The following is a 22533-nucleotide window of genomic DNA, read 5'->3' as shown; positions in this document are numbered from 1 at the left end:
GCGATGTTCCCCATTCCCATGCCCAGCCCCACGCCCACGCCGCTCCGTCGCCAGCGGGCGGCGGAGCGGGTGAGATGGGCCGACACGGCCAAGGGCGCGTGCATTCTGCTGGTGGTGCTCTGGCACGTGGTCACCAAGCACTACCTGCAGGTCGGCTGGAATCTCGGCGTGCCCATCCCGGGCATCTGGGGCATGCTCGGCGACCAGCTCCTGACACTGCGGATGCCGCTGTTCTTCACGATCTCCGGCATGTTCGCCGCCGGCGCCTTCCACCGGCCCTGGCGCACGGTGGCGCGCGGCCGGGTGACGCGGTACCTCTACCTGTACGTGCTGTGGGTGTCGATCCACACGGTGCTGCTCGGCTTCGCCCCCGGGTTCGGCACCGCCGGCGCGCACGGCTGGGCCGAGTTGGCCGAGCAGCTCACGATCAGCCCGCCCAACCTGTGGTACCTCTACGCCCTCGCGCTTTACTTCGCGCTCGCGAAGGCCCTGCGTCGGGTGCCGGCGCCCGTGGTGATCGCCGCCGCCCTCGTCCTGTCGGTCGTCGTGTCGGCCGGCGTCCTACCCACCGCGGGAAACCGGGGGTCCCTGCTGCAGAACCTGGTGTTCTTCCTCGCCGGGCTGCACCTACGCCCGCAGGTGGAGCGATTCGCCTCGACCACGGGCGGGCGGCGTGCACTGCTCGCCGGGTCCGCGTACTCGCTGGCGCTGGCCGTGATGGCGGTGACCGGTACGCGGCATCTGCCCGGTGTCTGGCCGACCGTCTGTGTTCTGGCCACCGTGTTCGGCGTGTCCGCGGCCCCGGCGGTGGCCGCCGTCCCCGTGGTCGGCGGCGCTCTGGCCTGGCTGGGACGCCGCACCCTCGCCGTCTACCTGATCCACATGCCGGTGCTCGCCGTGCTGCACCGGGCGCTCGTCGCGCCCCTGTCCCACGCCGGGACGCAGGCGCGGTACGTCCTCGCGGTCGTTCACCCGGTGCTGATGACCGCGCTGGTGGTGGCCGTGTGCCTGCTGGTGGAGGCCGTACTCCGCAAGATGGGGGCGACCTGGCTGTTCGACCTGCCCACCTGGCGCCGGGCGCGGTCGGTCACCACCCTCGGGACGGCTATAGGTTGGAGGAGATGTCTGTTCCAACCGCTCGCGGCGGCGCGTCCGAGCCGGTCACGATCCTGCTCGTCGAGGACGACGAGGTGATCCGCAAGACGGTGGCGATGGCGCTGGAGCGCTACGGCTACCGGGTCACCGTGGCCGGCGACGGCCTGACCGCGCTGGAGCTGTTCCGGGAGCGGCGGCACGATCTGCTGCTGCTCGACGTCATGCTGCCCGTGCTGGACGGCATCGGGCTGTGCCGCAGGATCCGCGAGTCGAGCCTGGAGCCGATCCTGATGATGTCCGCGCGCGGGGACTCCCTCGACGTCGTCTCCGGCCTGGAGGCCGGCGCCGACGACTACGTCGTCAAGCCGGTCGACATCTCCGTGCTGGTGGCCAGGATCCGCTCGCTGCTGCGCCGCGCCACCTTCGCCTCCACCGAACCCGCCGCCGAACCCACCGCCGGACCCACCGTCGGACCCACCGTCGGACCCACCGTCGGACCCACCTCCGCGCCCGCCCTCGAAGCGCCCACCGCGCCCACCTCCCAAGCCGCCGCCGGTCCTGGCGCCGCAGCCGGCCGGAACGTCCCCTCCCCCGCGGGCGGCCCGGCCGGCCCGCACGGCCTGCTCGTGTTCGGCGACCTGGCCATCGACCCGGCCGGCCTGGAGGTCTTCAGTGCCGGACGGCAGGTGGCGCTGGCGCCGACCGAGCTGCGGCTGCTGCTGGAGTTCGCCGCCAATCCGGGCATCGTGCTCGATCGGCGGACGCTCCTGCGCGACGTCTGGGACTACGGCTGGGACGGCGACAGCCGCGTCGTGGACCTGTGCGTGCAGCGGCTCCGAAAGAAGATCGGGGCCGAGCGCATCGAGACCGTCCGCGGCTTCGGCTACAAGCTGCGGCGCTGAGATGGACGACACCGCCGTGCGGCCGGCGCCCGGCCCGCTGAACGTGAACTCGCTGCGCTGGAAGATCGCCGCGCTGGTGGCCCTCGCGGCGTGCGGGGTGGCGCTGGGCATCGGGGTGCTGGTCCATCGCAGCACGTTCGACCGCTCCCTCGCCCTGGGCAGGGAACGGGCCACGGCCGCGCTGCTGCCGATCGTGGACGCCTATCGGCGCACCGGCTCCACCGGCGGCACCTTCGCGGCCGACGCGGCGCCGCCTGCGGCCCTGACCCGGCAGGTCCGGCGGAGCGACCAGATGGCCACCTGGTACGACGACGGCAACCCCGAGGTCCCGTGGATGTGGGCGGCCCAGCGCGTCGACGGCCGGGTGCTGGCCGCGCAGGTCGACATGGGCGCCGACCTGCGCAGCCTGCGCGCCCTCGACCGGCACATCGTCATGGCCTCGCTGGCCGCGCTCGCCGTCGTCGTACCGCTGGCGGCGCTCGCGGCCGAGTTGCCGAACCGGCGGCTCAGACGGGTGGCCCGCACCGCGCGCCGCATCGCCGCGGGCGACCTCGACGCCCGCACCTCCGGGCGCGGGCACGACCGGGCCGGGTCCGTGGCGGGCGGCCGGCGCGGCGACGAGATCAGCGAGATCGCGGCCACGGTCGACCTGATGGCCGACAGCCTGCGCGACCGCCTGCTCAGCGAGCGGCGCTTCACCGCCGACGTCGCCCACGAACTGCGCACCCCGTTGATGGGCCTGGTCACCGCCGCCGGGCTGCTGCCGGAGAGCGAGGCGACCGATCTGGTCAGAGATCGGGTGGGGGCGCTGCGGGCCCTGGTCGAGAACCTGCTGGAGATCTCGCGGCTCGACGCGGGGGTCGAGCGTGCCGACCTGGCCCGGGTGCCGCTGGGCGAGGTCGTCGAGGAGTCGGTGGCCCGTACGGGGCTCCCCGCGCGCGTCGCGGACGCCGGAGCGGCCATGGCCGAGACCGACCCGCGGCGCCTGGACCGCATCGTCGCCAACCTGGTCATCAACGCCCACCGTCACGGCCGCGCCCCGGTCGAGGTCGCCGTGGAGGGCACGTCGGTCGTCGTGCGCGACCACGGCCCCGGCTTCCCGGACGCCGTACTCGACGGCGGGCCGCAACGGTTCCGCACCGGCGCGGCCGAACGCGGGCACGGCCACGGCCTCGGGCTGACCATCGCGCTCGGCCAGGCTCGCGTCATCGGCGCCACGCTGACCTTCGCCAACGCGCCGAACGGCGGCGCCGTGGCCACCCTGCGCCTACCCGTCCCCCATCCCGCCAGCGCGCAGGCCACGGACCACACGAACGGCTGAGGACGAACCCGGCGCGCCGCACAAGACCGTCGAGACCGCGCCGCGCCTCCGCGCCTTCACGTGCCGGACGCTGTGCGCTATGCCCCCAGGCAGGCCACCGCCACCCGCTGTATCGCGTTGTTGGCGAACCCGCCCCGATTCCAGGCCTGTGTCTCGGGCTGGCCCAGGCCGCCGGCGGTGGTCGCGCGAGCCGACAGGACGTGCATCCCCGGCTCCGCGTGCCAGTCGAAGGTGAACCTCCGCCACGCCCACCGGTGCCCGTCCGGCTCGGCGAGCGCCGCGGGTGACCAGCTTCGCCCGCCGTCCACACTGACCTCCACCCGCTCGACCGCGTCGCCGCCGGACCAGGCGCGGCCTTCGAGCGTCACCGGCCCCGGCCGCACGACCCGCGTGCGGGACATGAAGTCGGGGAAACCCGGCGGCACCAGGAGCGCCCGGGGGCTGATGCGCGTGACCGGGTCGCCGGGCTCGTCCGGCTGCCGGCGCAAGCGGTAGGCGACGCTCTGCTGGTACCCGGTGAAGGGCTCGCGAAGGACCTCGATGTCGCGCAGCCACTTCACATGGGCCATGCCGTACCAGCCGGGGACGACGAGCCGCAGCGGGAAGCCATGCTGCGGCGCGAGCGGTGCGCCGTTCATCTCGTAGGCCAGCAGCACCTCCTCGCGCATGGCCTCCGACAGCGGCAGGCTGCGCTGGTAGTCCTGTTCGACCCCGCGCTCGACGCCGTGGTCGGCGCCGGTGAAGACCACCTCCACCGCGCCGGGGTCGACGCCGGCCGCGGCGAGCACCTCGCGCAGAGGCACCCCGGTCCACTCCGCCGTCCCGACCGCCTCCACCAGCCAGGGCTGGCTCACCGGGCGGGGCGCGAGCCTGGCCCGCCCGTTGCCCGCGCATTCCATGGTCACCCGCACGGTGCGCCGGGGCAGCTCCTTCAGGTCCGCCAGGCCGAACGTCGCCGGCCGGGAGACCAGGCCGCCCACCTCCAGCCGCCACTCCGCCGGGTCGATCACCGGAATGTCGTAGTGGATCAGCAGGTAGTGCAACCCGAGCGGCGTGACGTCGTACCGCAGCGCCTCCAGCGGTATGCCGTGGTTGCGTGCCGCCAGCGCGAGCTCTTCGGCGCTGATGCCGTCGGTGTCCTCCACCCGTCCGGGGAGGCTGATCTCAGCGAGTGTCGGGTCCATCCCCCAAGGATGCCGTGCCCCTCCGGCCGGCGGCAGCCGGGAGCCGCCGCCCCGGACCCCCGTCCCTCAGCCCGACGTCAGTGTCATCCTGCGCCGTTCGAGTTCGGCCCGTTCCACGGCGTTGCCGGACAGCTCGATCGCCCGCTCGTACGCGCGCGCGGCGCCCGTCCGGTCACCGGCCTGCCTGAGCAGCTCGGCGTGCGCGGCGTGCAACGGCTGGTACTGCGCGAGGGCGGGTTCGTCCAGCAAAGGCCCGAGCAACGCCAGGCCCGCCGCGGCCCCGAAGGCGAACCCGACCGCGGTCGCGTGGTTGACCTCGATGACCGGAGAGGGAGTGAGCCTGCCGAGGGCGCCGTACAACCGCGCGATCTGCGCCCAGTCCGTCGTGTCCTCGCCGGAGGCCTGGATGTGCAGCGCGCTGATCGCCGCCTGGATCTGGTACTCGCCGGGACGCGCGAACCCGGCCGCGCGCTCCAGGGCGCGGAGCCCTTCGCCGATCCGGTCCCGGTTCCACAACGACCGGTCCTGCCGGGGCAGCGCCACGTAGCCGCCGTGCCGGTCGACCCGCGCGGCGCGACGCGCGTCGTGCAGGAGCATCAGCGCCAGCAGCCCCCACGCCTCGGCCTCGCCGGGCATGAGCTCGCACACGAGCCGTCCCAGCCGGATCGCCTCGTCACACAGCTCTCCGCGCACGAGGCGGTCGCCCTCGCCGGCGGAGTAGCCCTCGTTGAAGATCAGGTACACGACCCGGAGTACCCCGCGCACGCGTCCGGGTAGTTCGTCGCCGGTGGGCACCCGGTACGGGATGGCGGCGTCGGCGATCTTGCGCTTGGCGCGGACTATGCGCTTGCCCATGGTCGGCTCCGCGACCAGGAACGCGCGGGCGATCTCGCCGGTGGTCAGGCCGCCGAGCGTGCGCAGCGTCAGCGCGACACGGGCCGCCAGGTTCAGGGCCGGATGGCAGCAGGTGAAGATCAGCCGCAGCCGGTCGTCGGTGATCGGGCTCGCTTCGCCCATCGGGGGGTGCTCCTGCTCGTCCAGGCGCAGCAGCGCGGCCAGGCGCTCGGCGCGGTCGGACACCGACCGGTCGCGGCGCAGCCGGTCGATCGCCCGCCGCCGCGCCGTCACCGTGATCCACGCCGCCGGGTTCGCCGGGACCCCGTCACGCCGCCACGTGGCGAGCGCGGCGGCGAACGCGTCCTGCACGGCGTCCTCGGCGATCTGGAAGTCGCCGGCGTACCTGATCAGGGTGGCCAGCACCGCCGCCCGGTCATCGCGGAACACCCGCACGACCGCCGCCCCGGCCGGGTCGCCCGTCCCCGGTTCCAGGTGGCTCGGTTCTGTCGTGTTCACGATGCCGGTTCTGGACCGTGGGCCGGGATCTCGGCCGTGGTCATGATCGGACGCACCTCCACCGAACCGTGGCGCGCGATCGGCATGCGCGCCGCATGGCGCAGCGCCTCGTCCAGGTCGGCGCACCTGAGGACGTAGTAGCCCGCCAGGACCTCCTTGGTCACCGCGAACGGACCGTCGGTCAGCTCCACCTCGCCGTCACGGACGCGGACGGTCGTCGCGGCGGCCACCGGGTGCAGCGGCGCGTTCGCGACGAGCAACCCGGCCTTCCTGAGGCTCTCGGTCACCTCCAGCCACACCGGCATCTCCGCGAACCTCTCCTCCTGCCGGTCCTCGTCCTCCGGCGCGTAGAGCAACACCATGTAGTCCGGCATGCGGCCTCCTCACTCCGTTCACCGGCTTTCGCCGCCGTCACCACTACAACGAGGCGGGCCCCCCGACGGGGCGGTCCCCGCCGGGGCGCCCGCCACGGCTGGTCAGGCGAGGGTCACAGACCGTAGGTCGGGAACAGGTTCGTGGCCGGCCAGGAGGTGACCGCGTCGGCCGCCTGGTGCAACGGGTAGTCGATGTCATCGGTGTAGTTCCGCTGCAGAGCGTCGTTCCACCGATTGAACAGCACGACCCAGCTCAGCCCGTCGTACCGCCGGACCATGAGGGTGGAGGTGCCGGGATACGCCCCGTCGTGCCAGGTGTTCAGGGCGCCGCCGACGGGGCGGACGGACCAGCCCATACCGTAGTACGAGCCGTCCCAGTCGATGGCGGGCGGGGCGAACACCTGCGTGATCGACGACGAGGTGAGCAGGCCGGGAGCGTCGAAGATCGTGGTGAACTTCGCCATGTCGACGGCCGAGGAGAGCCAGGCGCCGTGCGCGGCCATGTTCTCCAGGTTGAACCCCCCGTAGGGCATCGGCACCTGAGCCCCGGAGTTGTCCAGCACGGTCGTCGCGGAAGCCATCTCCGAGTAGTAGGGGAGCTCCGAGGACCGTCGCAGGTTCTGGGCCGTGCGGCCCTGCACCATGCGGGTGATCTTCACCGGGGCGAGCACGTTCTGCTGGACGTAGGTCGCGTACGGCAGGCCGGTGACCTTCTCGACGACCTTGCCGAGCAGCATGTACCCGTAGTTGGAGTAGGCGTACCTGTCTCCGGGCTTGAAGTCGAGCGTGTACCTGGAGGTGTAGTCCATGATGTTCGCCTGCGTCACCGGCAGCGGCACGTGGAGTTGGCCGCTGATGGCGAAGTCCCACCGGTACATCGGGTCGAACGACACCGAGCGGTCCCAGCCGCCGAGGTGCTGCAGCAGGTGCAGCACGGTGACCTCACCGAGCCGGGAGTCGGCGGCCGTGCTGAGCCCGAGCATCGGCGCCACCTTGGCCGACAGGCTGAGCCTGCCGTCCTGGACGAGCTTCATGATCGCGGTGGCCGTGACCGGCTTGCTCACGCTGGCCAGGCGGAACAACGACGTCGGCTGGGCCAGGACCGGGCCTGACGTGGAGTTGTATCCCCGCGCGAGCACCAGCCTGCCCTGCCGCACCACCGCGAGCGAAGCGTAGGAGATGCTCTGCGCCTCCATGAAGCTTCTCAGCAGGTCGTCGAAGGGCTGTAACGACGGCGAACTCGAGCCGGTGACCGTCCAGGTGGGTGGAGTGCCGGCCGCGACGGCCGGGCGGGCGGGCAGCGCGGCGGCCGCCGCCTGCCGGGCGGGCAGTGCGGCGGCTCCCACGACGGCCCCCGCGAGCAGACGCAGCGAATCCCTGCGAGTCAGCATGAATCGTTCCCCGTTCTCTGGTCAGATGACATGGCGGACGACATGAAGAGCCACGACGCGGCTCTGGTGTGACACCACATCGCGTCCTTTCGATCGTGAGTAGCGGTCCTGTTCGATGGTTCGCGGATGAGGGCGGCCTGCGGGACGAGGCGACAACGACCGGCCGGTCCGAGCACGCCGGCGAGCGCGGGGTTCTCCTCGCACCGCAGTGGTCCGTGACGGGCGGACCCGAGGGGTGATCAGGCCGCGGGAGAGCTGTGGTACGCCTCGACGAGCCAGCGGTCGTCGCGCCGCGAGAGCGTCCAGGTCGCCAGTTCCCACCGGTCGGCAGGAGGCTCGGCCTCACCGGCGAACACGGTGGCACTTCGCGTGAGGACGATGACGGCGTGGTCACCGGGCGAGCCCGCGGGGCCGAGGGAACGGATGCCGCGCACCTGGTGGATGCGCTGCGAGTGCTTGAGCGGCCCGGCGAACGCGTCCCCCATACGGGCCCGGATGTCGGCCCTGCCGCTCAGGTGCACCCCGGGCAGCACCACCGTGGCGTCCTCGGCGTAACCGTCGGCGAACGCGCTCGCGTCGCCGCCCGCCCACGCCGCCATCGTCGCCTCGAAGGCCGCGAGCAGTTCGGGCTCATCGGGGTGCGACGCCAGGACGTCGTCCGCCGTGGCCGTCTCCGTCTTCGCGTGCGGATCGTCGCTCATCTTGGTTCCTCCACCGCAGATCCGTGGCCGCCGTGCGGCGGCTCCGCTCTACCGACGCGGCACCCCCGCCGGTTTGGACAGGGGGCCGCGGATGGAACGCACTCCGGGGGTCCGGCGCGCCTTCACCTTCCCGGTGAACCCGGACGAGGCCTGGTTCTCGTGCAGCTCATGGACCCCGACGCTCGGGAGCCAACTCCTAAAAGACAAGCGAAGGTCCTAATTTAGGAGTTACCTGCTAGCCTGGCGGGCATGAGCGGCAGGCGGAGCTATGGAGATGCGTGCGGCGTGGCGCGCGGCCTCGACGTCATCGGTGACCGGTGGGCACTGCTGGTGGTGCGCGACCTCCTCCTCGGTCCCAAACGCTTCAACGACCTGCTCGCCGGCCTGCCCGGCGTGAGCCCGAACGTTCTGACCCAGCGGCTGGCCGACCTGACCGACCACGGCGTCGTCCGGCGCCGCGACCTCGGGGCGCCGGCCCGTGTGCACCTCTACGAGCTGACCGAATGGGGCCGCGAGCTGGAACCCGTGCTCCTCGGGCTCGGACGCTGGGGAAGCAGGGCGCCCTCCCCGCCCGACCGCGAGCTCGGCCGCGACTCCCTGCTGCTCGGCGTCAAGGCCCGCTTCGACGCCGCGCGCGCCGACGAGCTGCGCGGCACCTACGAACTGCGCGTCGCCCCCGAGACCTACGCCGTGGAGGTCAACGAGGGGTCCATCGAGATCAGCCGCGGCGACGCCGGGCGGCCGGACGCGACGCTCACCACCGACCTCGACACCCTGCGCGCCGTCCTCGCCGGCCGGCGCACACCGGCGGACGCCGTCCGCTCCGGCGACCTTCACCTCGACGGCGACCCGCGGGCGGCGCGCAACCTGACCGACCTGCTCCAGGCGCCGGCCTCGCCGCCGGCCTGAGACACCCCTGGCACACCGAGAGAGAACGGACGGACATGGGCCGCCTCATCCTCCACATGCAGACCTCCATCGACGGATGCGTCGACAGCCACGTCCCCGGCTCCACCTGGAACCTGTGGGACTGGGGTCCCGACTGGCCCTGGAGCCCCGACCTCAGGAAGCGCTTCAACGACCTCTTCGACTCCGTCTCCGGCATCGTCCTGAGCCGGCCGATGGTCTCCGAGGGGTACCTCGACCACTGGAAGCGAACCGCCGACCAGCACCCCGGCGACCCCGACCACCGGTTCGCGCACCGCATCGGGGAACTGCCCAAGTTCGTCATCACCGAGCACGGCACCGCCTCGGCCTGGCCGAACACCACGGTCGTCACCGGGCCGCTCGCCGAGTCCACGCGCCAGGCCAAGGCCGCCGCCGCCGGCGACCTGGTGTGCTTCGGCGGCGCCGGCTTCGCCCGCGCGCTGTTGCGCCACGACCTCGTCGACGACCTGCTGCTCGCCGTCAACCCCGGCGTCGCCGGCGACGGTCCCCGCATCTTCGACGCCTCGATGGCCCACGACTCCTATGAGCTGGCCGAGGCCTTCCCGTCAGCCTGCGGGATCCTGCTGGTCCACTGGGCGAAGCGCCGTCGCTGACCCGGTCCGCGCGGGCCGCGTCCGGCGCCGGCGGCGGACGGCCAGAGCGGCGACGGTGAGGCCGCACACGACGATGAGGACGAGCAGGAGCAGCGTCCAGGGGATGGTCCAGGCGTCGGCCGTGGTCTGGACGACGGCGAGCGGGGCGACCGAGTTGGCGGCGTCGGTGAGCAGCGGGGTGAGGGCGACCGTCCCCGTCAGGCGCAGCGCGGGGGTCACCCCGCGCACCGGAACCGAGACCTTCCAGGTGTCGCCCGGGAGCAACTGGGGCGAGTCGCCGATCTGCCCGGCGCGGACGCCGAAGCGTCCGAAGGGTCCTGACAGGGACACCGCCTGCCGGGCGGCGAGGATGGCGTTGCCGGTGTTGCGGACCGTGTAGGTGACGGTGGCCTCGCCCTGCCCGAACGGATCGGGCGTGCCCGAGTAGCGCACCCGCAGATCCTCCGCCGACAGGCCCGGCTTGAGCGCGCCGCCGACGCGCAGGCGGATGCGGATGCCGAGACGCCCGTCCCCCTCGCCGGCCCCGGCCGGTGCGGTGACGATGCCGCCCATGTACTCGCCGGGGGCGGCGTCGTCCGGCAGGGCGACCGTGAAGGGCACCTCGACCGACCCACCAGGCGTGACCGTCACGTCGGGCCGGTCCGCGTGGACCCACGCGCCCACCTTCGTCGAGGTCGCGTCCTTGGCGGCCAGGTCGAGCCGGCCGCCTTCGGCGGTGAAGGCGTCGGCGGCGTACACGGCGAGGTGGAGCGGCGTGGCGCCGTGGTTGACGATCACGAGGCCGTCCTGGAGCCGGCCGCCCGGGTCGAGGGTGTAACGGTAGTTCTCCCGGCCGGAGCCGAAGTCGCCGGCGGCCGTGCCGACCGTCCAGGAGGCGTCGCCGTCCGCCGCCGCGGCGGGTCCGGCCCCCGTGCCGAGCAGGCCGAGCGCGGCGAGCAGCACCACGACGGTGGCCTGGGCGAGGGCTGGGGTCGTACGCGATCTGGGCGGGCGCATCTGGTGATCCTCGAACGGTCGGGAACGGCGGGTGGAACGCGTGCGGCGGGGCGGGCCCCCGAGGCCGCCCAGCCCACGGCGGGTGGAACGCGTGCGGCGGAGCGGGCGTCCGGACGCTCACCCCACGGCGGGTGGCACGCGTGCGGTGGGACGGGCGCCCGAAGACGCCCGCCCCACCAGGGGGAACGGGGGCGGGCCGGTTCAGCGTGAGCGTCCCCGGCATCGCTCCCGGCCGGTTACTTCAGCCAGGCGGCCTCGGTCGCGGCGGGCTTGTGGTCCTCGCCCTTGCCACCGTGGCCGTTGCCGTGGTCGTCACCGTGGCCGTTGTCGTGGTGGTCGTCGCTGTAGGGGCGGATGACCACCTTGTCGACGGCGGAGCCGACCGGCTGCGCGGGGCCCGCGCCGCTGTTCGGGCCGCACCAGGACTCCTGGCCCAGCTCGACCGCGGCGTTGGGGGCGGCGCAGGTGCCGCTGCGCAGGTTCTCGACGACCAGCCGGTCGCCGCGGACCTGCACCTTGACGTAGGTGCGGACGTGCTCCTGGTTCTCGACCGAGTTGGCCCAGTGGCTCTTGGGGTTGAGCGGGTCGGGGCCGTAGTTCGGGTCCTTGGTGGTGTTCGGAGCGGTGAGGTCGTAGTACTTGGAACCCGAAGCGGAGTTCGCCGTCACGTAGATGACCCCGCCCGGACCCTGCGCCACCTCGGCGGCGCCCGGCTGCTCGGCCTTGTTCGCCTTCTGGCCGTTCTTGATCACGTAGCTGCGCGAGTAGCTGTGGTCGTGGCCCTGCAGGACCAGGTCGACGCCCAGGTTGGAGAAGGCGGTCGGGAAGTCCTGGCGACGCAGCTGGTTGTCGGCGTCGTTGGCGTGGCTGGCCGGGGAGTAGATCGAGTGGTGGTACACGAGCACCGTGTACTTGGCCTCGCCGCCGTGCTCCTTGACGACCTTGGAGACGTAGCTGATGTGCGCGGCGTCGGAGCCCGCGGCGTAGGCGTTGCTGTTGAGGTCGATGAACAGCACGCCCTTGTAGACGTACCAGTAGTCACCGCCGGACCGGGTGGCCGCGTCGCCGTTGTAGTACGGCGCCGAACGGTCGGTGTTGGGCGTCCAGAAGTGCTGCTCGTAGGCCTTGCCGCCCACGTCGTGGTTGCCGATGGTGGCGGCCCACGGGTACTGGCGCAGCTTGTCGGGCGCGAGGAAGGCGTCCCACTGCGTCTCGGTGTTGGCGCTCTCGACCTGGTCGCCGCCGGAGACAAGCAGCTCGGACCTGGGGTTGGCGGCGAGGGCGACGTTCACGGTGTCCGCCCAGCCGGCGCCGTCCTTGGCGGTGTCGCCGGACGAGCCGATCTGCGGGTCGCCGAAGAACAGGAAGTCGAAGTCGCCCTTGAAGTCGCGCGTCTTGAACGAGTAGGCCGGGGACCAGTTGCCCTCGGTGCCCACGCGGTAGGAGTAGGCGGTGTTCTTCTTCAGGCCGTCGATCGTGGCGTGCGCGTTGTAGCCGCCGTTGACGACGTTCGCGGTGACCGTCGCCGGGAAGGTGGTGGTGTGCTTGGGGAACTCGCCGTGGCGCACCTGCTTGGTCGGCGCGACCTGGACCACCTGCGCGGTGCCGGCCGAGGAGTACCAGGACACGACGCGCTGCGACTCGTCGGCGCCCACGCCGAGGATGATTCCGGTGGTCGTCGCGCCGGCGGTGGCGTGGACCGCGGCCGTCAGGCCACCGCCCAGCACCGCGCTGACGCCCATGACCGCCGCCGTGGCGCCGAGGGCGAGCCGGCGCCGGACGACCCCGGGGCCCTGTGCCCGGTTTTCGAGCTTCATCAGGTTTCCGTCCATTTGAGGGTGTTTTGGAGCTTTGTCACGGTTTCCGACGTCGGTGTCCTCAAGGTGAACATGAGACAGGCGTACTGTTGCGCGCGCCGGAAGTTGTGATGCGATCTCAGATGCCGAGATCGCGCATGCGATCTCAGATGCCGAGAACACGCATGCGATCTCAGATGCCGAGAACACGCTGCGCGAACCACACCAGGCCCATCACCGACACGCCCGCCGCGACCGCTCCCGTCGTCCACAGACCCGCGACCGGACGGCGGCGGCGCAGCAGCGCGAGCAGCGGGAAGACGGCGATGATGATCGCCAGCTGGACGACCTCGATGCCCACGTTGAACACCAGCAGCGACCACAGGAGCGTCCACGAGAAGGCCTGGTCGATACCCAGCGCCGCGGCGAAGCCCAGCCCGTGCACCAGGCCGAAGCAGAAGACCACCGCCAGGCGCGTCCAGCCCGCGGTGTCCAACCCGAAGTGACCGCGCCCGGTGGGCACGAGGTCGGTGGCGTGTGACCGGCGCCGCCAGATCCGCCACAGATGCCAGCCCGCGACGACCGCGATCGACAGCGCGATGACGGGCTCGACGAACGACGCCGGCAGCCGCACCAGGCCGAGGGCGGCCAGGATGAAGGTCACGGAGTGGGCGAGGGTGAAGGTCGTCGCCGCGAGCACGATCTCGCGCAGGCGGCGCGACCCCGCGATGAGCGCGAGCAGGAACAGGATGTGGTCCAGCCCCGTGAGCAGGTGCTCGGCTCCGAGCCGGAAGAACTCCCAGAAGCGCTCGGCCCATGACTGGTGCGTGGAGAACGACGGATGCCTGGAATCGAGCGCGGCGCTCCCCGACGTCAGGTCCAGGCCGTAGGTGACCACCGTCTTGCTGTCGCGCACGTAGCTCTCGGAGTCCGGGAACAGCCCGCTGCGCACCTCGTGCGACTCGGCCGCCTCCGGGCATCGGTAGTCGAGCACCAGCACCGCGTACGGGACGCCCTCGCGTTGCTCGATCGTGTACCCGCCGTCCTGGGACGGGGCGCACGCCTCGCCCTCGGCCGTGACGCCGAAGCGCCCGGTCACGTACGCGAGCACGGAGGCGGCATGGGCGTCGAGCGCGGCGCCCTGCCGCGCCGCGTCGCCGGCCTCGAACGCCGCGGTCCCCGCCCGGAAGAGCGGATCATCCTTCTGCGCGTCGGCGGCGGAGACGACGAGCAGGTCGTACTCCAGCCCGAGCCGGGCGCGGACGTGCCCGGTGCCGGGCGAGGTGAGGTCGACGTAGACGGTAGAGCTGAATCCATGGGCGAGAGCGGGTACGGCGCTGAGCAGGACGGCCACGATCACCGCGGCGACGACGGCACAGGCACGACGCCGGGTGGCGCGGAACATGTGACTCCTTTTCGGTTGGCGAACGCAATCTGCTCGGCCGACATGAACGAGTGGCGGCGCACCTGGAAACGGGTCAAGAACCACGTCTTACCGAAATATCGCCCATAGTGGATGAGGGCTCTCAATGAGGTAGGAAGTAGACGCACCTCCCGTCACGCCCGAAGGACGACCCCCATGCGCTCTCGACGTCTGCCCGCCGGAATGCTGGCCGTGGCGGTCGCGACCGCCGCCCTGCTGGCCGGCGGATGCGGCTCCGAGGACGACTGGTCCCGGCCGCACGCCAGGCCGAGCGCGATGGGCACCCTCGGCCCCGGATTCTTCGACCGGTCCGCACCGCCCGCCCCGGAGGCGACGATCACCCCGCGCCCCGGCTCGTGGGACGGCACCCGTCCGTCGGAGGGTTACCGAGTGGTGCTGCTCACCGCGGGGACCGACCCCCAGACCAGGACGCTGGTGAACGCCGTGACGCAGTGGGCCGAGCAGGAGAGCGTCAGCCTCAAGACCGTCACGGCCACCCGGCCCGACCAGTACATCGCCCGCATCAGCGAGGCGATCCGCCTGAAGCCCGACCTGGTCGTCAGCGCCGGCAACGACCTGGTCGACCCGCTGGCCATGGTCACCCCCAACCACCTCGACCAGCGGTTCCTCGTGATCGGCGCCGAACTCGCCGAGCCCACCGCCAACGTCACCGCCGCCGACTGGACCGGCGCGTCCTTCCGCGGCGAAGGACTCGGCATGTCCTCGGAGTACGACCCCGCCACCTTCACCCCCGACCGCGCCGCCCGCGCCCTGCGCGCCGGCGTCGCCGCCGTCCTCAACGGCCTGACCGGCATCGTCATCTGGCTCGACTGACCATCGCCGGGGTGGCCGGTGAACCTGACCGACCCGCCCCTGGCCCTCACGCGATCGGCGAGGAGCCCGTCGCCGTCCGCGTCGACATGACGGACATCCGGCTGTTCGCCAGATCTGCACTACCGTGTCGGACCATGAACGGGGACGGCCGGCTGGCGGACACCCGCGCTTCCTACGACACGGTCGCGGTCGGCTACGCCGACCACATCCGCGACCATCTGGCCGGTGAACCGTACCTGCGCGCCTGTCTGGCGGCGTTCGCCGACCTGGTCGACACCGCCGGAGGCGGGCCGGTGGCGGACGTGGGCTGCGGACCGGGTCACATCACCGCCCACCTGAACGAGCTGGGCGTCGACGCCTTCGGCATCGACCTCTCACCCGGGATGATCGAAGTGGCCCGGCGCGACCACCCCGGCCTGCGGTTCGAGGTGGGCTCGATGACCGATCTCGACCTGCCCGACGCCGCGGTCACCGGCCTGCTCGCGTTCTGGTCGCTGATCCACGTCCCCGACGACGCGGTCCCCCCGGTTCTCCGGCACTTCCGACGGGTGGTGCGTCCCGGCGGGCCGCTGATGCTCGGCTTCCACGTCGGCGACGGGACGCGGCTGAAGACACATGGCTACGGCGGCCACCCGATGAACGTCCACGTGCACCGCCGCCGGCCCGACCTCGTCGCGCGGTGGCTGGGCGAGGCCGGGTTCACGGTGCGGACGCAGATGCTCCTCGACCTCGACCAGGAGGTCCCGGGCGCGATCCTCTTCGCGCGGCGCGCGTCCAGCTCAGGCCCTGAACGGCCGCACGCGGCCGCCCCCTGAGGTCACAAGCCTGCGTCTCCCACCCTGGCCATCGTGCCGAGTCTCGGGAAGGCGCGCTCGAGCATGTGTCAGCGTTCGCAGACGATGCCGTCGCCGTCGCGGTCCTGGTACCAGTGGTACTCCGGGTCCTTGTCGCGGTAGTACGGGCCGTAGCCGTTGCGGTTGGCCTCGGCGCAAGTTTTGAAGCGCGGGTCGTTCCCGGACGGCGGGGGCGGCGGCTCGGAGGTGGGCTTGGGGGTGGGTTTGGGGCTGGGCTTGGGGGTGGCCTGCGGGCCGCCGTCGCACCGGCCCGACCAGATGCGCAGGCGGGCGGCCCTGGCCGCGGCCTGGTCCTCGCGCAACGGCTTGATGTACCTGGCGTTGGCCCCCATCTGGCCCGCCTTGGCGTACCCGTAGCGGACCAGGTTGCGGTTCACGAACGTCCCCGCGGTGTTCCACGCGTAGAACAGGTACCGGCCGGCGGAGTCGCGCGCCGTCTTGTCCTTGAGCAGGCGGACGGTCGTCCTCGGGGCGAGCAGGGCCGCGGTGTGCGCGGTCGCGGCCGCCGCCCAGCACTGACCCTTGTTGGGCGCGTTGACGTCCAGCAGGCGCACCCGCAGTGTCCTGCCCTTGTAGACCACGTCCACGGTGTCGCCGTCGACCACCGCCTTCACCTTGGCGGCCAGGGCCCCGCGCGGCGCGGCGGCAGCGGCGGCGGGCAGAGAGGGGACGACCAGGCCGCCGGACACCAGGGCCCCGGCGAGTAAGAGGCGGGCGCGCAAGATGGCTCCTTGTGTGAGTGAAGTGACTCAGGAGAGACGGGGCACGAAGAGCCCCGGTTGTCCGCGTGTCCCGATCCGGACACGCCACTTCGTCGCACCCCTGCCCCGCGAGTCCGGAAACCCCGCCAGAGCCGGCCATGCGGGATCGTTAAGGGCGGCCAGGGCGTCGCTCCAGCCCTGTCACCCAGGCGCCCGCGACGGTAGTACCGGCGGCGGGGATGTACGGCCGGCCAGAGAGGCGAAGGCGGGCCGCGTGGCGACTCCTTCAGGAACGATCGCGGGCGAGCAGGCCATCGACATCCCGGGCGAGCAGGCCGTCGACGAGGAGTTGCAGCATCCGGGTGGCCTGGGCGACGTCGGCGGCGGTCAGCATGATGCCGGCCATGCTGGCGGAGACGTCGGCCGGTCGGACGTCGGCACGCAGGCTGCCGTCGGCCCGGCCGGCGTCGAGGATGGTGGCGATGGCGACCTCGAGGTGCTCGCGGGTTTGCCCGGAGCTGATCGCACCACTGGCGATCACCGCGCGCAGGGCTTCGGCCATGCCGTGTTTGGTGGCGACGAAGTCCTGGTAGCGGCGCATCCACTCGCGCATGGCGTCGGCCGGCGGGAGGTCGCTCACCAGTCGCGCGGCCATGGCGCACAGGCGGGCGAGTTCGCTGCGGTACACCTCCTCGACCAGGGCGTCGCGGGAGGGGAAGTTGCGGTAGAGCGTGCCGACGCCGACCCCCGCCTCGCGGGCGATGGCCTCGATCTTGACGGGCTCTGGGCCGGCGGTGAGGGCGCGGGTGGCCGCGTCGATGATGCGCTGGCGGTTGCGCTGGGCGTCCCTGCGGGCGCCGGGGCGTCGCTCGGACTCGGAAACCGCGATCACCTCAACCTCACAAGCGGAATCGATTCCGCTTCTGCTAGGGTCAGACCGAACTGAGCGGAATCGGTTCCGCTTACGGTCATCGTATCCGGAGGTCCACGATCATGACCATGACGCATGCGTACGCGTACGGGAAGCTGGGCGATCACGATGTCCTGCGGGCCGGCTTCGGCGCCATGCAGCTCGAACACGGCGACCCCGCGGAAGCCGTCAAGGTTCTGCGCCGGGCGATCGAACTCGGCGTCGACCACCTCGACACGGCCCAGTTCTACGGCACGGCCAACGACCTCATCAGGACCGCTCTGCATCCGTACGCCGACGACCTGCAGATCGTCACCAAGGTCGGCGCGGTGACGCATCCGACCGGGCGGCTGGTCACCGCCCAGAAGCCGGCGGAACTACGGGCGTCGGTCGAGGACAACCTGCGCACCCTCGGCACCGAGCGCCTCGCGGTGGTCAACCTGCGCCGGGCCGACGTGCCACCGGGCATCATCGCCAGCGGCGACCAACTGGTCGACCTGGACAGCCAGCTCGCCGAGCTCATCGCCCTGCGCGACGAGGGCAAGATCGGCGGCATCGGCCTGAGCCACGTCGACCTCGCGCAGCTGCGGCAGGCCCTTCCGGCCGGCATCGTCTGCGTGCAGAACCTGTACAACGTCCTCACCCGCGACCACGAGGACATGCTGACCGAGTGCGCCGAGCAAGGGATCGCCTGGGTGCCGTACTTCCCGCTCGGATCGGCCTTCGACCGGCTGCCCAGCGTCACCGACGACCCCGTCGTCATCGCGCACGCCGGACGCCTCGGCATCACCCCTGCTCAGGCCGGCTTGGCCTGGCTGCTCGGCCACAGCCCGGCCACGCTGCTGATCCCCGGCACCCGCAACCTCGCCCACCTGGCCGACAACGTCGCGGTCACCCGGATCCACCTGGACCAGCAAGCGACGACGGCCTTCAACGCCCTGTCCCAGAACACGCCCACATAACCGGCAACCCGGGAGCGGCTCGAGGAAGCGCCCCCAAGAGGTGGCGGCGCAGGGCGGCTCCTCGTGTGGGCGAAGCAGTCACGGAAGACGGAACCGATGGTCGCCGTGCCGCCGATCCCGATGCTGATCGGATGCGCTGTGCGCCCGGGCCGTCGAGGCGCACGGCCCCGAAGCCCTACGCCACGCCCTACCCGATGGTTCGCCTCCCGCCTGGGCCTTCTTCCCCCGACCCGGCGTGAACACCTCCCAGAGCCGCCGACAAGCCGGCGTGACCGATGCTCAACTCACCGGGCGCCAGCCGGGAGGAGGGTCCTCGCCGACCCGGCCGTCGACCGCCTCGCGGAGAAGGTCGGCGTGGCCGGTATGCCTGCCGTACTCCTCGATCAGGTCGCAGACCAGCCGGCGCAGGCTGGCGTGCTCCCCACCCGGAGTGGAGATGTGAGCGAACTGGTCGAGGCCACCGCCGGCCAGCGCGGCCTCCAGCGTTGCGCGCGAACGGGCGACGGCGTCGTCCCACAGCCGGTACAGATGCTCGGGGCCGTCGGTGTCGGCGGAGGTGAACTGCCAGTCATCGCCGCCTTCCCAGTGCTCCTCCCACGGTGAACCGATCGACTTGCCCTGGAACTTGACGTTGAACATGTGGTCTTCCACCACGGCCAGGTGCTTGAGGAGGCGGCCGAGGGTGAGCGTGGAGGCGCCGACGCGGGTCCGCAGCCCGTCCTCGTCAAGGCCGTCGGCCTTCCAGCGGAAGGTGGTGCGCAGTCGCTCGAGCGCACCGACCAGGTGCACGACCTCATCACCGGCCAACGGCGGTTCCCACGGAGTATCGGTCATAACCGCAACCCTGGCACAGGTGAGCCGGAAGCGGCTCGACATGGCCCTTCGCGACATCCCGCCCGGCTCCTCCACCGCCTTGACCTTGATCACTATTGGACTTCTCCGCTTTGAGGCAGAATTCTGTCAACCGTCTGAGGGCATCACGCCCGATGAAACAGCGTCTCCGGAATTATTGCCCGGAGGCGGAGAAGATGAGAAACATGGAGTCAGCGGATGGCACGCCGGAGAGTGACGACTCTTAGATGGGCCTTCAATGACAAGGCGTTCCAAGTTCGGGAGTAGCGGGCCTACGGACAAGTCCGAGAGTGACGACCCTTGGGTGGCGAGCCCGAAGGCCACGCACGCCCACTAGTGTCAAATCCTTCCTTGGATCTTTATGCTCGTTGGACAAGTTCTCGAACTAGTCCAAGGCATATTGTCGCCCAAGAACAACATGCATCTCATCTGCTGCGCCAGAAACGGGCCTCGTAATCCCGGCGACCCCGGGTACCGAGGTCCGTTTCCTAATGTGCGGACAAGCCATTCCTATCTTCTAGTAGCACGTCATGATTACCGACTCCGCCGCATGCCCCTGCTACCCAATGCGCGCTGCACCGGCCAGCGGCCCCGCCCGTGTCGTTGGGAAACCGGTTCGGGGCGTGGTTACGAGCATCTTGCGATGGGTGGATTCCATCTACCCACAGTGCGGTCCGTCAATGGGGTGAGAGATCCCGGCCGCCCGCTTTCAGGCGGAACAACCACCCTGCACGGATGACAGAAGCTGTGGTCCGAAGGTAGTAGGTGGTCGCTGGAGTCTGTCTGTGTGCGGGGGCGTTGCTGTCAGTACTGCTGTCACCCGGCTCACCTGACGGCAGCGATCCGATAGCAGCTCGCGAAGGAGTCGGCTCGTTACGACTCTCCGCTCGGCGGCTCCTGAGCTCGTGGCGGCGCCCCTTGTGCCCGGCACCGGCCGCCGCGGCGGACCTGGCCGCGCCCGGACGGCCGGACGGCCGGTGGTCCGCGTGTCCGCGAAGACCACCGGCCGCGCCGTCGTGCCGGCTAGGAGCCGAGCGTGACGTGGAAGATCTTCTCGTTTCCGTTGTTCGGGATGCCGTCCTTGTCGCCCTGGGTGCTGGTGGTCAGCCACAGGCCGCCGTCGGGAGCGGGCTCCACAGTGCGCAGCCGGCCGTAGGTGCCGTTGAAGAACACCTGCGCGCTGGGCAGGCTGCTCCCGCTGATCGGCACGCGGTACAGCCGGGTGGCGCGCTCGCAGGCGATGTAGATCACGTCGCTCACGATGGCGATGCCGGAGCAGGAGCCCTCCGCCACGGGGTAGGTGCGCTTGGGCGCGATGTACCCGGCGGTGCCGCAGGTGCCCGTCGTCCCCTCACACGCCGGCCAGCCGTAGTTGCCGCCCTTGGTGATCAGGTTGGTCTCGTCCATGATGGAGTTGCCGAACTCCTGCTCCCACAGCCGGCCCTGCGAGTCGAACGCCAGCCCCTGCGGGTTGCGGTGCCCGTAGCTCCACACGTAGGTGCCGAACGGGTTGTCCGACGGCACGGTGCCGTCCGGGTTGAGCCGCAGGACCTTGCCGTTGAGGCCGTTCAGGTTCTGCGCGTTGTCGCCGTTCTGGGCGTCGCCGGTGCTGGCGTACAGCTTGCCGTCCGGGCCGAACCGCAGGCGGCCGCCGTTGTGGTACTTGTTGCGCAGGATCCCGGTGAGCAGGATCTGCTCAGAACTGAGGGTGAGCTGGTCGTTCTCCAGCTTGATGCGGACGATCCGGTTGTCGGTCGACGTCGTGTGCATCATGTACAGCCAGTGGTCGCTGGCGAAGGTGGGGGCGATGGCCAGCCCCATGAGGCCGCCCTCGCCGTCGGTGTCGTCGACGTTCGGCACCGTGCCGATGTTGGTCTTCGCCCCGGTGGCCGGGTCGAGGTGGATGATGTCGTGGACGTCCCTGCGGCTGTAGAGGATCGTGCCGTCGGGCAGCGTGAGCAGACCCCACGGGAGGTCGGTCTCGGTCGCGATCTGCGTCACCCCGCACACCGAGTCGGCGCACCCCCCGCCGGTGGTCACGGTCGCGGTGTTGCTGCGTGACGAGACGTTGGACTGCGCGTCGCGGGCCACCACGTAGTACTGGTAGCTCGTGTTCGCCGACAGCCCGCTGTCGACGAAGGTGGTGGCCGGCGGGTTGCCGGTGACCGTGCCCACCAGCGCACCGCCGCGGTAGACGAGGTAGGCGCGGACCCCGACGTTGTCGGTGGCCGCGGTCCACTGCAACGTCACCGTGGTGCCGGACGCGGAGCCGGTGAGCTGGCTCGGGGCGGTGGGCGCCTGGGTGTCGGACTGGCACTGCGGTGGCGTGATCGTGACCGTCGCGCTCGCCTGGGAGACGTTGCCCGCCGCGTCGCGCGCGTTGACGTACAGACCCCACGTCGAACCGGGGACCACGGTGAGGGAAGTGGACAGGGTGGTCCCGCTCACCGACTTCATCAGCTGGCCGTCGTGGTAGACGTCGTAGAACGCCACTCCGACGTTGTCGGTGGAGGCGCTCCACGCGAACGTGACCGAGTCGCACACCAGGCCGCTCACCCGCGGGTTGCCCGGCACCGTCGGAGGCTGGGTGTCGGCGCTTCCGGTGGACGTCGTCCACTTCTGGTTGCTCTGCCCGTTACACGTCCACAACTGCACCGGGGTGTTGTTGGTGGTCCGGCCTCCGCTCACGTCCAGGCACATGCCGGACTGCACGCCGACGATGCTGCCGTCGGAGTTGATCCGCCACTTCTGGCTGGCCGCCCCGGTGCAGGTGGAGATCTGCAGCGTGGCCGGGGGCGTGGTGTCCTGGCCGACCACGTCCAGGCACCTCGGGGAGCTGTACACCCGGAGCTCTCCCGCCGTGGTGGAGGTCCACGTCTGGCTCGCCTGCCCGTTGCAGTCGTAGATGGTGACGCGGGCGCCTGGCGTCGTGGAGTTGCCGGCCACGGTCAGGCAGCGGCCGGACGCCACGCCGACCACGGTCGAGGTGGCCGCCGACGCGGGCGTCGAGCTCGCCACGATCATGGCGGCCACCGAGGCGAGCGCGGCCACGAAGGCGGCCAGAGCGCGCGGCCACGGCCGTCCGCGGGTGGTTAAGGCGAACATTCGTATCAGTCCTTACCGGGGTCGTTCGAGGGTGGGGGTGCCAGGGGAGGGTCTCGCGCGGCGCCGGCGGGACCGCGGTGCGCGGTCACCACCGAGAAGCCGGCCGGCGCATTGCGGCGACGGCGCGGCCCGGGCTCGAGGTACGGCGCCGCCGACCGCACCCCGCGAGGTCCGTTCGCTGCCAGATCAGCAAATGCGACAGAGTCCATCAGGAATGAACAGCACCTCTCTGACAATG

General features: G+C 71.4%; 20 protein-coding genes. 8 read left to right on the top strand and 12 right to left on the bottom strand.

The features are described 5' to 3' along the window. The first annotated feature begins 3 nt into the window (after positions 1 to 3). The 3 genes from ABZU32_RS07095 to ABZU32_RS07085 are packed head-to-tail and all read left to right on the top strand — an operon-like array spanning position 4 to position 3318. Positions 4 to 1194: an acyltransferase family protein gene (locus tag ABZU32_RS07095; protein WP_354918308.1), complete on the top strand. Its 1191-nt coding sequence runs from the start codon at positions 4 to 6 to the stop codon at positions 1192 to 1194. Further along, on the top strand, positions 1122 to 1997 hold the full coding sequence (locus tag ABZU32_RS07090; RefSeq protein WP_354918305.1) for a response regulator: 876 nt from the start codon (positions 1122 to 1124) through the stop codon (positions 1995 to 1997). Before ABZU32_RS07095 ends, ABZU32_RS07090 begins: the two co-directional genes overlap by 73 nt. Before the next feature lies 1 nt (position 1998). Beyond that, the gene (locus tag ABZU32_RS07085) at positions 1999 to 3318 is read left to right on the top strand and encodes a HAMP domain-containing sensor histidine kinase (RefSeq protein ID WP_354918302.1); all 1320 of its coding nucleotides are present in this window, start codon (positions 1999 to 2001) and stop codon (positions 3316 to 3318) included. A 77-nt stretch (positions 3319 to 3395) separates the two neighbouring features. Here ABZU32_RS07085 and ABZU32_RS07080 read toward each other — a convergent pair whose 3' ends face one another. The 5 genes from ABZU32_RS07080 to ABZU32_RS07060 all read right to left on the bottom strand — a co-directional run bounded on the left by ABZU32_RS07080 (position 3396) and on the right by ABZU32_RS07060 (position 8321). After that, on the bottom strand, positions 3396 to 4502 hold the full coding sequence (locus ABZU32_RS07080) for a sulfite oxidase (RefSeq protein WP_354918299.1): 1107 nt from the start codon (positions 4500 to 4502) through the stop codon (positions 3396 to 3398). Between the two features lie 66 nt (positions 4503 to 4568). Then, positions 4569 to 5855: a DUF6596 domain-containing protein gene (locus ABZU32_RS07075; RefSeq protein WP_354918296.1), complete on the bottom strand. Its 1287-nt coding sequence runs from the start codon at positions 5853 to 5855 to the stop codon at positions 4569 to 4571. Then, positions 5852 to 6229 (bottom strand): YciI family protein, encoded by a 378-nt coding sequence (locus ABZU32_RS07070; RefSeq protein WP_354842723.1) that lies wholly within the window; start codon positions 6227 to 6229, stop codon positions 5852 to 5854. Before ABZU32_RS07070 ends, ABZU32_RS07075 begins: the two co-directional genes overlap by 4 nt. Before the next feature lie 113 nt (positions 6230 to 6342). Then, positions 6343 to 7620: a serine hydrolase domain-containing protein gene (locus tag ABZU32_RS07065; protein ID WP_354842726.1), complete on the bottom strand. Its 1278-nt coding sequence runs from the start codon at positions 7618 to 7620 to the stop codon at positions 6343 to 6345. A gap of 239 nt (positions 7621 to 7859) precedes the next feature. Next, positions 7860 to 8321 (bottom strand): SgcJ/EcaC family oxidoreductase, encoded by a 462-nt coding sequence (locus ABZU32_RS07060; RefSeq protein ID WP_354918293.1) that lies wholly within the window; start codon positions 8319 to 8321, stop codon positions 7860 to 7862. 249 nt (positions 8322 to 8570) lie between these two features. Here ABZU32_RS07060 and ABZU32_RS07055 point away from each other — a divergent pair, with 249 nt between their 5' ends. After that, positions 8571 to 9230 carry a winged helix-turn-helix transcriptional regulator gene (locus ABZU32_RS07055; protein WP_354918290.1) on the top strand — a complete coding sequence of 220 codons (660 nt, stop codon included), beginning with the start codon at positions 8571 to 8573 and terminating at the stop codon, positions 9228 to 9230. A gap of 35 nt (positions 9231 to 9265) precedes the next feature. Further along, the gene (locus tag ABZU32_RS07050) at positions 9266 to 9862 is read left to right on the top strand and encodes a dihydrofolate reductase family protein (protein ID WP_354918287.1); all 597 of its coding nucleotides are present in this window, start codon (positions 9266 to 9268) and stop codon (positions 9860 to 9862) included. Here the strand turns inward: ABZU32_RS07050 and ABZU32_RS07045 are convergent. The 3 genes from ABZU32_RS07045 to ABZU32_RS07035 all read right to left on the bottom strand — a co-directional run bounded on the left by ABZU32_RS07045 (position 9815) and on the right by ABZU32_RS07035 (position 14059). Next, on the bottom strand, positions 9815 to 10858 hold the full coding sequence (locus ABZU32_RS07045; protein ID WP_354918284.1) for a DUF916 domain-containing protein: 1044 nt from the start codon (positions 10856 to 10858) through the stop codon (positions 9815 to 9817). The genes ABZU32_RS07050 and ABZU32_RS07045 overlap by 48 nt on opposite strands. Positions 10859 to 11094: 236 nt before the next feature. Next, a complete protein-coding gene (locus ABZU32_RS07040) occupies positions 11095 to 12675 on the bottom strand; it encodes a metallophosphoesterase family protein (protein WP_354918281.1) in 1581 nt (526 codons plus the stop codon). Between the two features lie 172 nt (positions 12676 to 12847). Then, positions 12848 to 14059, bottom strand: coding sequence for a HupE/UreJ family protein (locus tag ABZU32_RS07035; RefSeq protein WP_354918278.1), 1212 nt, complete (start codon positions 14057 to 14059; stop codon positions 12848 to 12850). Positions 14060 to 14233: 174 nt separating this feature from the next. Between ABZU32_RS07035 and ABZU32_RS07030 the strand changes: the two genes are divergently transcribed. Together ABZU32_RS07030 and ABZU32_RS07025 are read left to right on the top strand one after the other, a co-directional pair. Further along, positions 14234 to 14911 (top strand): hypothetical protein, encoded by a 678-nt coding sequence (locus tag ABZU32_RS07030; RefSeq protein ID WP_354918276.1) that lies wholly within the window; start codon positions 14234 to 14236, stop codon positions 14909 to 14911. A 134-nt stretch (positions 14912 to 15045) separates the two neighbouring features. After that, a complete protein-coding gene (locus ABZU32_RS07025) occupies positions 15046 to 15726 on the top strand; it encodes a class I SAM-dependent methyltransferase (protein WP_354918273.1) in 681 nt (226 codons plus the stop codon). 68 nt (positions 15727 to 15794) lie between these two features. Here the strand turns inward: ABZU32_RS07025 and ABZU32_RS07020 are convergent, their stop codons facing one another. Beyond that, a complete protein-coding gene (locus tag ABZU32_RS07020) occupies positions 15795 to 16487 on the bottom strand; it encodes an excalibur calcium-binding domain-containing protein (RefSeq protein ID WP_354918270.1) in 693 nt (230 codons plus the stop codon). Between the two features lie 265 nt (positions 16488 to 16752). Further along, positions 16753 to 17358: a helix-turn-helix domain-containing protein gene (locus tag ABZU32_RS07015; RefSeq protein ID WP_354918267.1), complete on the bottom strand. Its 606-nt coding sequence runs from the start codon at positions 17356 to 17358 to the stop codon at positions 16753 to 16755. A 101-nt stretch (positions 17359 to 17459) separates the two neighbouring features. Between ABZU32_RS07015 and ABZU32_RS07010 the strand changes: the two genes are divergently transcribed. Continuing rightward, complete coding sequence (locus tag ABZU32_RS07010; RefSeq protein WP_354918265.1) at positions 17460 to 18338, top strand: aldo/keto reductase; 879 nt, start codon at positions 17460 to 17462, stop codon at positions 18336 to 18338. A 279-nt stretch (positions 18339 to 18617) separates the two neighbouring features. Here ABZU32_RS07010 and ABZU32_RS07005 read toward each other — a convergent pair whose 3' ends face one another. Beyond that, positions 18618 to 19172 carry a DUF664 domain-containing protein gene (locus tag ABZU32_RS07005; protein ID WP_354918262.1) on the bottom strand — a complete coding sequence of 185 codons (555 nt, stop codon included), beginning with the start codon at positions 19170 to 19172 and terminating at the stop codon, positions 18618 to 18620. 1041 nt (positions 19173 to 20213) lie between these two features. Further along, a complete protein-coding gene (locus ABZU32_RS07000; protein WP_354918259.1) occupies positions 20214 to 22295 on the bottom strand; it encodes a PQQ-dependent sugar dehydrogenase in 2082 nt (693 codons plus the stop codon). Between the last annotated feature and the right edge of the window lie 238 nt (positions 22296 to 22533).

It is taken from the genome of Sphaerisporangium sp. NPDC005288 (assembly GCF_040607475.1).
In the GTDB taxonomy this organism is placed as follows: Bacteria; Actinomycetota; Actinomycetes; order Streptosporangiales; family Streptosporangiaceae; genus Sphaerisporangium; species Sphaerisporangium rhizosphaerae.
The sequence above is the reverse complement of the archived record's forward strand: the minus strand, read 5'-3'. Positions and strand labels throughout refer to the sequence as shown.